This window comes from Methylocystis suflitae (genome assembly GCF_024448135.1).
Classification (GTDB): Bacteria; Pseudomonadota; Alphaproteobacteria; order Rhizobiales; family Beijerinckiaceae; genus Methylocystis; species Methylocystis suflitae.
This window is the reverse complement of sequence record NZ_JAMRYX010000076.1, coordinates 1-1023: the sequence shown is the minus strand read 5'-3', so window position 1 is coordinate 1023 and position 1023 is coordinate 1. Positions and strand designations below refer to the sequence as shown.

1 protein-coding gene is annotated in these 1023 nt (G+C 71.5%); it reads right to left on the bottom strand.

Features of this window, described 5'->3' with window-relative positions:
• Positions 1–41: 41 nt before the first annotated feature.
• Positions 42–899, bottom strand: coding sequence for a DUF6456 domain-containing protein (locus NEI07_RS06205; RefSeq protein ID WP_256033423.1), 858 nt, complete (start codon positions 897–899; stop codon positions 42–44).
• Positions 900–1023 lie beyond the last annotated feature (124 nt).

Here is a 1023-nt window from a genome sequence, read left to right as displayed (position 1 = left end):
TTTGCGAAGCGGGGGAGGGACAGGGAGGGGGCGTTGGTCCCTCACACTCTCGGCCGATAATCCTCGGCGCCCCAATGCAGCAGCGCCTCGGCGCGATCGCGTCCGCGCGCTTCGACCGCGAGCCCGTAATGGCGCGCCAGTCGATCGAGCGCGATTTTGAGCACGACTTTCGCCGAGCGGGGCGGCCAGCCGCGTTCGCTTTCGACAAGCTCAAGGCCCTTGAGATAGCCGCAGACGTCGGTCAAGAGGCCCGCGAGTTCCGGCCCCACCGCGTCGAAGGCGCGGGCGAGGCGCCGGCGCGCGTCGATCGCGACCTCGGAAACGGCGCCCGCGTCGGCGCCGCGGCGGGCGGCGTTGATCGAAGCCTCCCAGTTCGCGGTCACGCGCTGCAAGAGCTGCGCCTGCTCGATGTCGCGGCGGAAGCGCTCGCCGGCGTCGAGCTGCGCGGCGTCGAGAAAGGTTCGGCCCTCGCGATCCTTTCGCCGCGCAAGCCAGGCGAGCGGACTTTCCGCGTCATTGATGAGCGTCGGACGCGCGGCCTTTTCGAGCTGGCGCAGCGCATAGGATGCATGCTGGGCGCGAAAGGGCTCCGCCTGATCGACGTCGGGCGCGGACAATCGGCGCAGATGCGCGCGGCCGGCGTCGGTGAGCGCCAGCCGCCGCTCGCCGCCTTCCTGCTCCCATCGCACGAGCCCTTCGGCGAGCGCGGCGTCGGCGGCGGCCGCCGCAAATCGCGCACGCGCCACGGTGACGCCTTTACGCGCGGCGAGCACGACGAGCGTCGAGGCTTCGAGCGGGCTGAGCGCGCCGCGCGCCCCCGGCTCGGCAAGCGCCTGCAGCAGCCGGCGCATGGCGCGGCCGGCGTCGTCCCTTGTTGGGGTCCCCGATCTTTTCTTCATTGCGCGCTCCCCTCGAGAAGGAGGACGCAGATCATGTCGCGCTGTGCGGCCAGCGCGGTTTCGAGCCGTCGGGCGCCGGCGTCGAACAACGGATCGTCGCGCAAGTCTTCGATCGTCGCGCAGG